We start from the raw sequence: 12870 nt of genomic DNA on the forward strand, positions 1-12870 counted from the left end.
GAAGGGACCCTCCGGTGGCGAACCTGGTCTACAAGCGGGTCTCGACTGACCAGCAGTCCACCGCCCGGCAGAACCTCGTCCTTCACGAGGCCGGGATCGAGGACCCGGTCGTCTTCGAGGAGGACCCGGGAACGACCAGCCGCCTCCACCCCCTCCAGCGCCCGAAGTTTCGCGAACTGCTCACCTACGCGCGGCCGGGCGACACCGTGCGTATCTACGAGATGTTCCGCCTCGTACGCGGCACCGGGCACATCCTCGACGTGCTCGACGTCCTCCACCGCGACCAGGTCGCGCTGCGCATCCACGACGGCGCGTTCTCCGCGATGGACCTCACCGCCCGCCACCCGCGCACCGGAGAACTGCTGTCCACCGTGAAGTTCATGGTGCAGACCCTCGCCGCCGCCGCCGAACTCCAGCGCGACCTCCAGCGCGAGCTGACCTACGACGGACTGCGGGCAGCTGAGGCGAAGGGCAGCAAAGGTGGGCGCCGCCCGGCCGTCCCGGCCACGAAGACCGACACCGTCCGCACCTCTTACCTGGAGGGCCGTTCGATCGCCGCCCTCGCCCAAGGCGAACTCCTCTTCATCCAGCGTCCAGCACTCGATCAGGTCCTCCAACTCCCACTCGCGCCGCATGTCGGCACCCTTTCCTCCCGACCTCCAACGAAGGTCAGGAGAAACATGGTTTGTAACCGTTCGACTACCGTTCGGTATGCCAGAGCCGTGATCGCGACGTAACGGACTTGAGGCGCATCGCTCCGTTACATTGCCCCCGGCATCGGAGCCGCCCAGCCACCTACTCAACTACCCAACGGCGTTACACAGTGTTACTTCACCCCTGGTGACGCCGACCCGAGTGGGGGGCCTCGAACGCCGCGGCGTCGAGAGGCCCCGGCCGGTCACCGGCGTCGTGCTCGCCGGTCCCGGCCGGCCCGTGCGCGAGCGGGTCGCCGGGCGGGAGACCGCGCCGCCGGGCCACCAGGCCGGACAGCAGGTTCTCCCATCGGGCGCCGATGACGTCGAGGTCGTAGCGGGCGGCGGTGGCCATGGCGTTGGCGCCCATCTCGCGGCGCAGGTCCTGGTCCTCGATGAGGGTGCCGATGGCGTCGGCCATCGCGTGGATCTTCTGCGGCTTCACCAGCAGCCCGTCGCGGCCGTGGCTGACCATCTCCTTCGGGCCGGTGGGGCAGTCGTAGCTGACGACCGGGAGGCCCTTGCTCATCGCCTCCAGGATGACCATCGGCATGCCCTCGTGGCGGGAGCTCAGCACGAACATCGAGGCGTCCGCGAGGACCGCGCCGACGTCGTCGGCCGGGCCTTCGAGGAACACCCGCTCCGTCAGCCCGCGCTTGTCGATCGACGCCTGGAGCTTCTCCTGCCGGGGACCGCCGCCGTAGATCCGCAGCGTCCAGTCCGGGTGCCGCTCGGCGACGTGCGCCCACGCGCGGATGAGCAGGTCGTAGCCCTTGCCCCAGGTCAGGCGGCCCACGCTGACGACGGTCTTGGCGGTGAGCGGCGAGACGCCGCCGTCCAGGCGGGGCGTCGCGTTGGGCACCTGGGCCAGCACGGCCGGGCGCTCCCGGCCGGCCTTCTCGAAGGACCGCTCGTAGGTGCGCAGGTCGGCCTGCGTGAGGGTGACGACCGCGTCGTGCCTGCCGTACCGGCGGACGATCTGCCTGCGCACCAGCGGCTGGTGCGAGGACAGGTTCCCGTGCTCCTGGGCGACGGTGACGATCTCCGGCGGCGCGAAGCGCGCGGCGATCAGGTTCAGGCCCGGCCGGGTGCCGATGACGATGCCGCGACGGCGGGACCGGATGTAGCGGACCAGCTTGAGGTCGGTGCGCAGGGTGAACCAGTGATAGGCCGCCTCGTCCTTGGGCACGAGCCTGCTGGGGAAGCGGGACAGCAGGCCCTTTCGGCGCGGCAGGCGGTCGTCGAGGTAGCGGACGCGCACCCCGGGCGGGACGGGGAAGGAAGGCTCCGCACGCTCCCGCACGACGCTGACGATCTCGACGTCGTGGGTGCGGGCCAGGTGCCCGGCCAGGTTGAAGACCGTCCGGACCGTGCCGCCCATGCCGTTGGCGTGCAGCAGCAGGATCCGGATCTCGCGACCGTCGGGCGGCGGCGCCGACCTCGCACGCCGCCGGTCGCGGGCCTCCAGCGCCCTGACCACCACCCTGGCCCCGATTCTGCGTAGCGAAACCACAATCACGCCCCGTCCGTGTCGGTGAAGATCCCCTTCCCTTGGACGTCACCGGCAGTTCATGTGTTGCTGTGATGTGGGTCACGCCCCGCTTTCCTGGCCGGAAAGCCGATATATCGTCGTCCGCTTCCGAGGCGCGTCCTCCAGCAGGGTGGGCACCTCGTGCACGGCCACCGGCTCGAACACGCCGTCGGGCAGGTAGGAGCAGGCCCGGTCGGGCACCCCGGTGAGGACCTCACCCGCGGCCCTGGCCAGGAAGGGGGCGGCCCGCAGGGCCAGGGGCCTTTCGTAGAAGACGTCTCCGGCGAGTACGACCTCCTGGGCCGGCGCGCCGTCGAGCAGGTCGCCGCCGAGGACCCGTACGGCGACGCCGTTGGCGGCGGCGTTGAGCCGCACGGCCGCCAGCGCGTACGGGTCGACGTCGTTGGCCACGACCAGGGCGGCTCCGGCCAGCGCGGCGGCCACGGCGACCAGCCCGGACCCGGTGGCGAGGTCGAGCACGGTCCGGCCGCGCACGGTCTCCGGATGATCGAGCACGTGGCGCGCGAGCGCCTGCCCGCCGGCCCAGGGGTACGCCCAGAAGGGCAGCCCCCCGGCCCGTTCCCAGATCGCGTACAGCTCGCCGTGTTCCTCGTCATGAGCCTCGTCATGAGCCTCGTCATGAGCCGCGGCGTGACGCAGCCGGATCTCCGGCACGTAGGGCACGGCCGCCGTCCTGGTGTGCGCGCGGACGAACGCCTCGGCGTGCAGGTCGTGCCTCATGCCGGGCGATCGTAGCGTCATCCAGACGAAACGCCGCAGGGCCGCCCGCACGCCGAACCCCTATTGGCATCTCATCGTAAATCGCGGTCCTGGAAACGGCTAACGATCATCATCGTTGGGGACAACGTCGGCACATACCTTGCGTTCTGGGAGTGTTGCGCGATGGCCTGGTCGCAGGACGAAGAGCGGATGCTGGCGATGATCGAACGGCACCTCACGGACGAGGACCCGAAGCTGGCGGCGAGGCTCGAGTCGTTCAACCACCGTGTCAGCCACAGTCAGGGGCGGGGACGGCAGGGGGGCGGCGCCCGCCGCCGGCCGGGCCGCTCCACGCTGATCATCGCCGTGAGCTGGCTGCTCATCGCCACTCTGATCGCGACCCTGCTGGTCATGGCCCTGCGGCACGACGCCGCCGCGTTCCCCGTGTGACGAAACCGGGTGTGACGAAACCGGCTACAGGGCCTTGAGGAAGCGCGCGGCGACCGGGGCGGCCACGTCGCCGCCCATGCCGCCGGCCTCCACGACGACGGCGAAGGCCACGTCGCCGCGGTAGCCCATGAACCAGGCGTGCGATTCGAGCGTGGGCCCGGTGCCGAACTCGGCGGTCCCCGTCTTGCCCGCCGTGCCCGAGGGGAGCCCCGCCTTGCGGGCGGTGCCCTTGCTGACCACCGCCCGCATCATCGAGCGCAGGCCCTTAACCACCTCGCCGGGCAGTTCCCGGCGAGACTCGGCCTGCTTGCGGGAGGGCACCAGCGTGGGCGGGCGCCAGGAGCCGTCCGCGACCGCCGCGGCCACGGTCGCCATGACCAGCGGGCTCGCGGTGATCCTGCCCTGGCCGAACGACTCGGCGGCCAGCTCGGCGTCGCTGGTGGCCTTCGGCATGCTGCCGGGCGTGGCCGGGACGCCGATGCGGAGCGGCTGGTTGAACCCCAGTTCGGTGGCCAGGTCGTACAGCTTCTCGGCCCCCAGCTTCTCGGCGGCGAGCGGGGCGAAGGTGGTGTTGCACGAGTGGGCGTAGGAGTCCAGGAACGACAGCGACCCGAAGGCCTCGTGGTCGGAGTTGCGGATCTTCATGCCGCCGACCACGGCCTCCTTGGGGCAGGTCACCCGGCTCGACGGGGTCAGGCCCTCGGCCAGCAGCCCGGCCGCCGTGATCGTCTTGAAGGTCGAGCCGGGGGCGTACTTGCCGTCCAGCGCGCGGTTGAACCCGCCCTTGTTGTTGACGACCGCGAGGATCTCGCCCGTCGAGGGCCGTACGGCGACGAGCGAGGCGGGCTTCGGCAGGTCGCGCACCGCGTCGGCGGCGGCCCGCTGCACCTTGAGGTCGAGGCTGGTCGCGAGGTCGCGGCCGGAGGAGCCCTTGATCGAGTGCAGGGTCTTCCGGCTCGCGCCCACCGCCTGGATCTCGGTGGTGGGGGTGCCGGCGAGCTGCTTCTGGAAGGTCTCCTGCAGGCCGGCGCGCCCCACGGGGTCGTTCTTCTTGTACGCGCTGCCCAGCTTGCCGAGGTCGTCGTCGCCGGCCTTGTCGAGGTAGCCGACGAGCTGCTGCACCGAGCCGCCCACGTCGCCGCCGTCGATGCGGTCGCCGTTGGCGTCGGTGATCGACGCCCGCTGGGGCCACGACGTCTTCAGCGCCAGGTGGGTGGTCCCGTCGAGGGCGGGATGGACAGCGGCGGGCGACCAGTCGACCTTCCAGTAGTGGTCCTTCACGACGAGCCTCAGCGAGCCCTGGTAGGTCCAGTCGCCGACGTCCTTGAGGCTCGCGGTGGCGGTGAACGACGCGGCGGCCCGGTCGTCCTTCGCCTGGCCCGCCCGCACGTCCCGTACGGCGACCTTGACGGCCCCCAGGTTCTTGGTCAGCTCCGCGTACGCCGCGTCGAAGCCGGGTGCGGGAGAGGCGAGCTCGGCCTTCATGGCCGCGAGGTCGCCCCGGGACCAGGCCGAGGTGAAGCGCGTCGCCGTCTCCTGCGGCGTGCCGCGCGTGTGCAGCACGTAGTAGGCCCCTCCGGCGGCGCCCCCGGCCACCACGACGGCCGCGGCGGCCGAGATCGCGACAGTTCGTCCTCGCGGCACAGGTACCCCCAGTCACGCCCGTGTCCCGGTCGGGACCAGAGCCTAGCGGGGCCTGATCGGTTGTTCACACCCCCGTTTCGCCGGCGCCCTTGACGCTCGCGCCGTACCGGGGCACGTACTCCTGGCCGGACAGGCGCTGGATCGCGGCCATGACCTCGTCGGTCACCCGCCGCCGGTCCCGGGCGCTGCCGGGGTCGCCGGTGAAGGTCATCGGCTCGCCGAACCGCACGCCGATGCGGCGCAGGCGCGGCACCGACGCGCCGGGCGGCAGGACCCTGTCGGTGCCCAGCATGGCCACGGGCACGATCGGAGCACCGGTGGTCAGCGAGAGCCAGGCGACGCCGATCTTGCCGCGGTAGAGGCGGCCGTCGGGGGAGCGGGTGCCCTCGGGATAGATGCCGAACAGCTCGCCCGCCTTGAGGACCTCCACGGCGGCGTCGAGCATGTCCTGGGCGGCGGTGACGTTCTCACGGTCGATCTCCACGGCCCCCATCGCCCGCATCCACTCGGCCGCGAGGCGGTTGCCCGTGAAGTACTCCTTCTTGGCCACGAAGCGCACCATGCGGGGCACCAGCGCCGGCATGAAGAACGAGTCGAGCACGGAAAGATGGTTGGAGGCGAGGATCGCGGGCCCGTGCGCGGGGACGTGCTCGCGTCCCTCCATCCGCGGCCGCCACAGCAGGTGCATGACGGGAACGCTGACGGCCTTCAGGGCGGAATAGAGCACGGACTCTCCTTCTCAGCACCACCGGACTCGGGCTCGGACTCGGCTCGACGGACATACCCTAGGCTGCCCCGGGGGCCGTTCAGGTGTGCGCCCCCTGCAACACACCCTCCCGTGTTCTGTACGGCATCGCCAACACTTCGCTCGAGAGCACGCGCGAGCTGCTGTGGGAGCGCGGCTACGTCGGGACCAGACCGCTCCGGCCCTCGATCCCGGTCGTCGGCGGCGGACAACATGACGCCCCGCGAGACCGGGTCTCGCGGGGCGTCCACGTCGAGGGCCGATGTGGCGGTCGCCTCCTCGGCGGAATGCACAACACGGCTCCAGCCGAACGGTATTCCGTGAAGGCGGTGTTTGCGGCCCGGGGGACACAAACCACATCGGCCACTACCGACTCTAGCCGACGCCGGCCCCTGCTTTCTCCCGCCCCCTATTCTCGGGGGGTGAATCTCATCGAAACCGGCAGGCTGGTGCTGCGGCGCTGGCGTGAGGACGACAAGGAGCCCTTCGCGGCACTGAACGCCGACCCGGTGGTGATGGAGCACTTCCCGGCCACGCTCACCCGCGAGGAGAGCGACACGTTCGTCGAGCGCATCGAAGCGGCGTTCGAGGAGCGCGGGTTCGGTTTGTGGGCGGTCGAGGCGGACGGCGTGTTCATCGGCTTCACCGGGCTGCAGGTGCCGAGGTTCACCGCGCACTTCACGCCGTGCGTGGAGATCGGCTGGCGGCTCGCCAGATCCGCCTGGGGGCACGGGTACGCCACCGAGGCCGCGCGGGCGGCGCTGGAACACGGCTTCGGCACGCTGGGGCTGACCGAGGTCGTCTCGTTCACGGCGGTGCCGAACGTCCGCTCGCAGGCCGTGATGCGGCGTCTCGGGATGACCCGCGACCCGGGGGAAGACTTCGACCACCCGGTGCTCCCCGAGGGACATCCGCTGCGCCGTCACGTGCTCTACCGCGCCCGAAGACCAGCGTGCTGAGCAGGGCGATCACCGCGACCACCGACGCGCCGGCGAACGCCGAGGAGGTGCCGCGCGCCATCGACTCCCCTCCGCCGCCCGCGGCCGTGTGGTACAGGGTGACCAGCACCGCGAGGCCGAGGGACCAGCTGGTCCACTGCAGTGTCTGGAACACGCCGGCCCCGGCGCCGGAGTCCTCACGGCGTACGCCCGACAATGCGGTGACGCTCAGCGCGACGGTGCACGCCGCCGGCGAGCAGGCCGAGGGCGAGGCTGGCACTGGAGACCGCGGCGAACACGCCGAGCGCCCGGGTCCGGCGGGGGCCGTCCTCGTACGCGGACATGATCAGCGACGGCACGTTCGGCGAGGCCATCGCGCCGCCGACGCCCTGCAGCGCACGGGCCGCGACCAGCCACCACGAGTGGGTGGCGAGACCGCCGAGCAGTGAGGCCGCGGTGAACAGCAGCACGCCGGAGGCGAACATCCGGCGACGGCCCAGCAGGTCGCCCGCGCGGCCGCCGAGCAGCAGCAACCCCCCGAACGCGAGGGTGTAGGCGTTGAACACCCAGGCCAGACCGGTCTGCGTGAAGTGCAGCCGCGCCTGGATCTCGGGCAGGGCGATGTTGACGATCGTGGCGTCGATCCCGACCATCGGCTGGCAGGCGAGCACCACGGCGAGCACGATCGCCGGCCGTCCGGTCATGTGAGCCTCTTCCGCGGGAGACGGGCAGGTGCTCCAGGCGTGGCCACGTCCTGGTCAGGCGCGCACTACGATATGGGCGACCCGCCCACTTTGTAAACGGGCGACCCGCCCAGTTATCGGAGGTCGACGATGCCCGCGGATCACGCGAAGGGACTGCGCTCCGACGCCCGGCGCAACGTGGAGCGTCTGGTGGAGATGGCGACGCGGGTCTTCGAGGAGCAGGGGCCGGAGGCGCCGCTCAGCGAGGTCGCGCGGGCGGCGGGCGTGGGCACCGCCACGCTGTATCGCAGGTTCCCCACCAGGGAGGCGCTGCTCGCCGCGGTGTACGCCGGGCACGTCCAGGCGCTCGCCGTCCGCGCCGACGAGCTCGCGGCATCCTCCGAGGATCCGCTGGCGGCGCTCGTCGGCTGGCTGCACGAGTTCGCCGGTCTGCTCGTCGAGCACCGCGGGATGAAGGGGCTGATCACCGGTCGGTACGAGGGCGACGCCGAGCTGTTCCGAAGCTGCCGGAGCAGCCTGTCGCGGGCCGTCGACTCGCTGCTGCGGCCCGCGCAGGAGGCCCGCGTGATCCGTCCCGACGTCGACGCCGAGCGCACCCTGATCCTGGTCAACGCCGTGGTGCTGGCCGCGGGCCAGGCCGGCGAGGACCGGGACGAGACCGGCCACCTGATCGACCTGGTGATCTCCGGCTTCCGTGCCCAGCGATGATCGCGAGCTGGTTTGCTGGTTCGGCAATGGGATTTGCGTCCTGTCATGTCTGTCCGCACCATGAGCGGCATGACGCATGGATTCGACAAGGACTACTGGGAGCGGCACTGGCGGCAGGGGCGGGACGGGGGCCCGGGGTCGATGGGCGGCAACCCGCCGAATCCGTACCTCGCCCGTGAGATCGATGGCCTGACCCCGGGCACGGCGCTGGACGCGGGGTGCGGCGGCGGCGCCGAGGCGATCTGGCTCGCCTCGCACGGCTGGGAGGTCACCGCGGCCGACATCTCGTCCGAGGTCCTCGCCCGGGCCGCCGACCGAGCGGAGGCGAGCGGGGCGGCCGAGCGCGTGCGGTGGGTGGAGGCGGATCTGGGCGTCTGGAGTCCGGACACGCGGCTCGACCTGGTCATGACCCACTACGCCCATCCCGCGATGCCGCAACTGGAGTTCTACGACCGCATCGCCGGATGGGTGGCTCCCGGCGGCACGCTGCTCATCGTGGGGCACCTCCACGTCGCCGGCTCCGGGCACGGGCATCACCCCCCGGAGGAGGCGTCGGTCACCTCCGCGGCCGTCGCCGCGCGCCTGGACGACTCGGAGTGGGAGATCGTCACCGCCGAGGAGCACGTGCGTACGCGCTCCGGCCACGGCGGCCCCCTCCACGACGTCGTCGTGCGCGCCGTCCGCCGCCGGTGATCATCGCGCCTGGTTCACTGCTCACCTATGCAGAGGCACGATGTGCGGATCGACGGCGAGCTCGTACGCAAACGTTTCGCCGATGGCGAGCGGGGCGAGGCCGAGAGGGAGTGGCGGGCGTTGTCGCTGCTGGCGGAGTACGCTCCCGGGCTCGCACCCTCACCCGTGGCGTACGGGATCGATCATGTGGTGATGTCCCGCCTTGCGGGCACACCGGTCCGCCTGTTAACTGACGTGCCGGCAAGGCAGCTCGTGGAGGCCGTGGACCTGCTGCACGGGGCGGTGCCGCGGCGGGTGCTCGACACGGTGCCACCGCGGTTGTGGCCGGTGGAGCGGATCAGGAAGCAGGTGCTGGTCTGGGCCGAGCGGTGGCAGCCGAAGAACGAGCTCGCCGACCTGGTGGTCAGGGAAGGCGCACGGTGGCTTTCGACGTGGGAGCCGGGCGAGCGCGGGGTACGACCGGTGTTCGGGGCCGGTGACGGCAACACGGCGAACTTCCTGTGGGACGGGGCGCGTGTCGGAATCGTGGATTTCGAGGAGCCGGGGCGAAGCGACCGGGCGGCCGAGGTCGCGGAGATGGCCGAGCACGTGTCGTGCTGGGTCCAAGGGGAGAGCGAGCTGCGGTTCGACCTCGATGCCGCCGAACGGCGCAGAATGCGGGAGTGCCGCAGGCTCTTCGCGCTGATGTGGGTCTTCCTGCTGCGGGACGAAGGGCCGGGAAATCCGCCCGGTACGTTCACCCGGGCGGCCGGTCGGGCTCTTGATCGGCTCGGTTAGCCGTGCCGGGGACGCGGAGCCGGTCGACGGCCTCGCGGCGGCGGCGCTCGGGCCGCCGGTCGTACCGGGCGGTGGTGGCGGGGGAGGCGTGGCCGACCAGCGCCTGGGTGGTGGCGAGATCGACCCCCGCGTCGAGGAGTTCACCGATGAACGTACGCCGGAAGTCGTGCGGGGTGCGGGGCGAGGCCCCGGCGGCGGCCAGGCGCCGCGCGACGATGTCGGCGATCGCCTGGCCGGTCATGTGGGCCATGCGCAGCCGCCCGGCCTTGTTGATCGGGCAGAACAGCGGCCCGGCCGCCCGGCCGCGTACGGCGAGCCACAGGCTCAGGCGCTCGACGGCCTGCGGGGTCAGGTAGACGAGCCGTTCCTTGTCGCCCTTGCCGCGCACCCGCAGGGAGCGGGCGTGCGGGTCGAAGTCGGCGAGCCGGAGCCCGGCGATCTCGGCCCGGCGGCAGCCGCTGGAGTAGAGGGCCGCCAGCATGGCGCCGTCCCGGCGGCCGGCGGGGGAGTGGTCCTCGTCGCACACCTCCAGCGCGGCCGCGAGCGCCTCGGCCTCGACGTGCTGTCCCGCCGGGACGCGCGTGTGCTTGTAGGCGGGCAGGTCGGCGGCGCGCTGGTAGTCCTCGCCGCTCATCAGCCCGAGCCGCCACGCCTCCTTGAGCACGCGGCGCAGCGCCACCAGGTGCTTGTTGACGTGGGAGGGGGACCATCCCTGCTCGCGCATCAGCGTACGGAGGCGGACCGTGTGCTCGTAGCGCAGCAGTGCCCAGGGCTGCCCGGCCCCGGTGGCCTCGGGGTCGCCGGTGACGAGGCGGGCGATGCGGTCGAGGCAGCCTTTCATGGTGCGCCGGGACTCCGGGCTCTGCAGCGCGCCGAGATACACCTCGTACGGATCGGGTGTGGAGGGTGCGGGGACGCGCCGCTCGGGAACCGCGGGGATGCTCATCGGCCCCGATCCTACTATGAATCTACAATGTAAAGGCGATCGGATTTTTTACGTATCCCCCGGACACCACCATCAAAGGCCTCACCGAGGGAGGCGGCCCTTCGAAAAAATCTCGTGCCGTGTGTCGAGAATGTGGCGTCGGCTCCGTCCCAGGGGCATGAGCGGCCGAACGGGCCGCACGACGACGAAGGAGAAGCACGATGAAATACCTGCTCCTGAAGCACTACCGCGGTGGTCCGGCCCCCGTCGTCGACTACGGGTCGCTAGACCGGTGGACGCCGGAGGAGGTCGACGCGCACGTGCAGTTCATGCGCGACTTCGCCGCCCGCCTGGAGGAGACGGGCGAGTTCGTCGACGGCCAGGCGCTGTCGCCCGAAGGCACGTTCGTGCGGTACGACGGCGAGGGGCGCCCACCGGTGACCGACGGGCCGTTCGCCGAGACCAAGGACCTGATCGCCGGGTGGATGGTCATCGACGTGGAGTCGTGGGACCGCGCGGTCGAGCTGGCCGGGGAGCTGTCCGCCGCTCCGGGGCCCCGCGGTGAGCCGATCCACGAATGGCTGGAGGTCCGGCCGTTCCTCACCGAGCCGCCCGCGGTCACCGAGTGAACGAATCGCTGCTGCGGGAGCTCGTGCCCGCGGTCATCGGCGTCCTCGTCCGGCGCGGGGCCGACTTCGCATCGGCCGAGGACGCCGTGCAGGAGGCCATGATCCGGGCGCTGGCGACCTGGCCGGACGATCCACCGCGTGATCAGAAGGCGTGGCTCGTCGCGGTCGCGTGGCACCGGTTCCTCGACGCCACCCGTGCCGAGGCGTCGCGGCGGGGGCGGGAGGTGGCCGTACAGGCCGGGCCTCCCGCCGGTCCGGCGCCCACCACGGACGACACGCTGCGGCTCTACTTCCTGTGTGCGCACCCCACCCTGCCGCCTGCCTCGGCCGTCGCCCTGACGCTGCGCGCGGTCGGCGGCCTGACCACCCGGCAGATCGCGGCGGCGTACCTCGTCCCCGAGGCGACCATGGCACAGCGGATCAGCCGGGCGAAGCGGAAGATCGCGGGGTTGCAGCTCGACCAGCCCGGTGATCTCGGGACGGTGCTGCGGGTGCTCTATCTCGTCTTCAACGAGGGGTACGGCGGGGACGTCGACCTGGCGGCCGAGGCGATCCGGCTCGCCCGTCAGCTCGCCGCCCTGACCGAGGAGCCCGAGGTCGCGGGGCTGCTCGCGCTCATGCTGCTGCACCACGCGCGCCGGGCGTCCCGTACGGGCCCGGGCGGCCGCCTGGTGCCGCTCGCCGAGCAGGACCGATCGCGCTGGGACACCGGACTGATCGCCGAGGGGGTGACGATCCTGCAGACCGCGCTGGCCAGTGACCGGCTGGGCGAATACCAGGCGCAGGCCGCGATCGCCGCGCTGCACGCGGACGCCCCGGCCGCCTCCGAGACCGACTGGGTGCAGATCGTGGAGTGGTACGACGAGCTGCTCCTTCTCACCGGCAGTCCGGTGGTGCGGCTGAACCGCGCGGTGGCGGTGGGGGAGGCGGACGGGCCGTGGGCCGGCCTGGCGGCACTGGCCGGCGTGGACCCCGGCCTGCCCAGGTACGCCGCGGTGACGGCGTACCTGCACGAACGCGCCGGCGACCTGGAGCGCGCGGCGGAGCTGTACGCCGAGGCGTCCCGCGCCGCGGTCAGCGTGCCGGAGCGCGACCACCTCACCCGGGAGGCCGCGCGGGTGCGCCAACTGCTGCGTCCGTGACGCCGGGCGCGGTCAGGGGAGTTGGCGGCGTACCCACTCGGGGTCGGGGTTGACGTGGGGGTCGCCGGCGACCACGACGGTCGGCACCGTCTCGTCGCCGCCGGTGGCGGCGCGGACCGCCGCCGCGCCCTCGGGGTCCTGCCAGATGTTCACCCAGTGCAGCCGCCGGGCGTCGCGGGCGAGACGCAGCCGGAGCCGGAGGCAGTAGCGGCAGCCGGGGCGCCAGTAGACGATCGGGCGGCCGTCGGCCTCGCTGCGGCGCCGCGCCTCGGCCGCGCCGATCGACCTCGGGAACACCAGGGGGGACAGGAGGACGGCGGCGAGCAGGAACACCAGGAAGAGCGTGACGGCGCCGCCGGGTGACCCCTGGGCCGTCTGCCGGAACGCCGAGGCGATCCCGCAGGCCAGGAAGACGACCGGCAGTGTCCATCCGCGCACCATGCCGGTCACGCTATCGGGCGGTTGTTCCGCCCGCAAAAGTTGGTAGGTCACGTGGCCGGTCCGCGCGCGTCCGCGTGACTGGATCCGTCCGTCCCGGGAACCTGGCGAGGACCCGATCACTGGTGCCGAGG

At 72.0% G+C, this 12870-nt stretch carries 15 protein-coding genes; 8 read left to right on the top strand and 7 right to left on the bottom strand.

From position 1 onward, the window contains the following. Positions 1-14 precede the first annotated feature (14 nt). Complete coding sequence (locus tag OG344_RS25320; RefSeq protein WP_405085220.1) at positions 15-737, top strand: recombinase family protein; 723 nt, start codon at positions 15-17, stop codon at positions 735-737. A gap of 94 nt (positions 738-831) precedes the next feature. On the opposite strand, the gene OG344_RS25325 is transcribed toward OG344_RS25320, so the two are convergent. Together OG344_RS25325 and OG344_RS25330 are read right to left on the bottom strand one after the other, a co-directional pair. Continuing rightward, a complete protein-coding gene (locus OG344_RS25325) occupies positions 832-2211 on the bottom strand; it encodes a glycosyltransferase family 4 protein (protein ID WP_405085221.1) in 1380 nt (459 codons plus the stop codon). A gap of 72 nt (positions 2212-2283) precedes the next feature. Then, positions 2284-2964, bottom strand: coding sequence for a class I SAM-dependent methyltransferase (locus OG344_RS25330; protein WP_405085222.1), 681 nt, complete (start codon positions 2962-2964; stop codon positions 2284-2286). A gap of 162 nt (positions 2965-3126) precedes the next feature. On the opposite strand from OG344_RS25330, the gene OG344_RS25335 reads away from it, so the two are divergent. Then, on the top strand, positions 3127-3393 hold the full coding sequence (locus tag OG344_RS25335) for a DUF3040 domain-containing protein (RefSeq protein ID WP_405085223.1): 267 nt from the start codon (positions 3127-3129) through the stop codon (positions 3391-3393). Positions 3394-3417: 24 nt separating this feature from the next. Here OG344_RS25335 and OG344_RS25340 read toward each other — a convergent pair whose 3' ends face one another. Continuing rightward, positions 3418-5037, bottom strand: coding sequence for a penicillin-binding transpeptidase domain-containing protein (locus OG344_RS25340; protein WP_405085224.1), 1620 nt, complete (start codon positions 5035-5037; stop codon positions 3418-3420). 64 nt (positions 5038-5101) lie between these two features. After that, positions 5102-5725: a lysophospholipid acyltransferase family protein gene (locus OG344_RS25345; RefSeq protein WP_327049596.1), complete on the bottom strand. Its 624-nt coding sequence runs from the start codon at positions 5723-5725 to the stop codon at positions 5102-5104. 479 nt (positions 5726-6204) lie between these two features. On the opposite strand from OG344_RS25345, the gene OG344_RS25350 reads away from it, so the two are divergent. Beyond that, a complete protein-coding gene (locus tag OG344_RS25350; protein ID WP_405085225.1) occupies positions 6205-6741 on the top strand; it encodes a GNAT family N-acetyltransferase in 537 nt (178 codons plus the stop codon). A 176-nt stretch (positions 6742-6917) separates the two neighbouring features. On the opposite strand, the gene OG344_RS25355 is transcribed toward OG344_RS25350, so the two are convergent. After that, complete coding sequence (locus OG344_RS25355; RefSeq protein WP_405085226.1) at positions 6918-7424, bottom strand: MFS transporter; 507 nt, start codon at positions 7422-7424, stop codon at positions 6918-6920. 129 nt (positions 7425-7553) lie between these two features. Between OG344_RS25355 and OG344_RS25360 the strand changes: the two genes are divergently transcribed. From OG344_RS25360 to OG344_RS25370, 3 genes are all read left to right on the top strand, one after another. Further along, positions 7554-8132 carry a TetR/AcrR family transcriptional regulator gene (locus OG344_RS25360; protein WP_405085227.1) on the top strand — a complete coding sequence of 193 codons (579 nt, stop codon included), beginning with the start codon at positions 7554-7556 and terminating at the stop codon, positions 8130-8132. Positions 8133-8201: 69 nt separating this feature from the next. Beyond that, entirely contained in the window at positions 8202-8825 is a 624-nt protein-coding gene (locus tag OG344_RS25365) for a class I SAM-dependent methyltransferase (RefSeq protein WP_405085228.1), read from the top strand. A 27-nt stretch (positions 8826-8852) separates the two neighbouring features. Further along, a complete protein-coding gene (locus OG344_RS25370) occupies positions 8853-9602 on the top strand; it encodes a phosphotransferase family protein (RefSeq protein ID WP_405085229.1) in 750 nt (249 codons plus the stop codon). Here the strand turns inward: OG344_RS25370 and OG344_RS25375 are convergent. Further along, positions 9562-10548 carry a tyrosine-type recombinase/integrase gene (locus OG344_RS25375; protein WP_327045774.1) on the bottom strand — a complete coding sequence of 329 codons (987 nt, stop codon included), beginning with the start codon at positions 10546-10548 and terminating at the stop codon, positions 9562-9564. The two genes, OG344_RS25370 and OG344_RS25375, sit on opposite strands and share 41 nt — an antisense overlap. A 200-nt stretch (positions 10549-10748) precedes the next feature. Between OG344_RS25375 and OG344_RS25380 the strand changes: the two genes are divergently transcribed. Then, positions 10749-11156, top strand: coding sequence for a YciI family protein (locus tag OG344_RS25380; RefSeq protein ID WP_405085230.1), 408 nt, complete (start codon positions 10749-10751; stop codon positions 11154-11156). Further along, on the top strand, positions 11153-12298 hold the full coding sequence (locus OG344_RS25385) for an RNA polymerase sigma factor (RefSeq protein ID WP_405085231.1): 1146 nt from the start codon (positions 11153-11155) through the stop codon (positions 12296-12298). The genes OG344_RS25380 and OG344_RS25385 overlap by 4 nt, the downstream gene beginning before the upstream one ends. Positions 12299-12310: 12 nt before the next feature. On the opposite strand, the gene OG344_RS25390 is transcribed toward OG344_RS25385, so the two are convergent. Beyond that, complete coding sequence (locus tag OG344_RS25390; RefSeq protein ID WP_405085232.1) at positions 12311-12739, bottom strand: glutaredoxin domain-containing protein; 429 nt, start codon at positions 12737-12739, stop codon at positions 12311-12313. Positions 12740-12870: the final 131 nt, after the last annotated feature.

Source organism: Microbispora sp. NBC_01389, assembly GCF_045040095.1.
In the GTDB taxonomy this organism is placed as follows: Bacteria; Actinomycetota; Actinomycetes; order Streptosporangiales; family Streptosporangiaceae; genus Microbispora.